Source organism: Sporosarcina cascadiensis, assembly GCF_009650995.1.
GTDB lineage: Bacteria > Bacillota > Bacilli > Bacillales_A > Planococcaceae > Sporosarcina > Sporosarcina cascadiensis.
Map to the genome: position 1 here is coordinate 1 of NZ_WHVV01000045.1, position 494 is coordinate 494.

A 494-nucleotide genomic window follows, 5' to 3' on the forward strand; every position below is an offset into this window, starting at 1 on the left:
AGACTGATCATCATGCGAGCGGTATTGACTGTGAAATCATGACTTTTCATCTGATCAAAGCCAAATCCGTCCTTCGCTTCCTTGATGAAGTTTTCCATCGTGCCGCGCTGCTGATACGAATACACAATCGCTTGCGGAGAAAAGCACTCTCCAAGGCTCGTCACGAAAAAGGCATGCCGAAAGAACAGCTCACCTGCCGGCCGTGTCGATTGAATGACGATACGACGAGGTTTCGACCAGGAGGCCGCTTGATAAATGGAATCTTCTACGTAGTATTCGGTCTTCGAGATATCTTGAATTTCGTCTGTCGGATGCAGTTCTTCCGCAAGTGCCTGCAGCTTGGCATTCGACTTCAAACGAATGATATACGAAAATGATTCCTTCTCGCATAACTCATACAGCGTGGGAACCGCAAAGCCGCTGTCTCCACGAACCAGATACGAGGTTTCGGGAAACTGCTCGTTATAATGCTCGATAACCGGCCGGATGAAATC

At 48.4% G+C, this 494-nt stretch carries 1 protein-coding gene; it reads right to left on the reverse strand.

Annotated features, from left to right (window positions below):
• On the reverse strand, positions 1-494 hold a 494-nt coding region (locus GDZ68_RS17950), incomplete at both ends, for a transposase (RefSeq protein ID WP_153723683.1).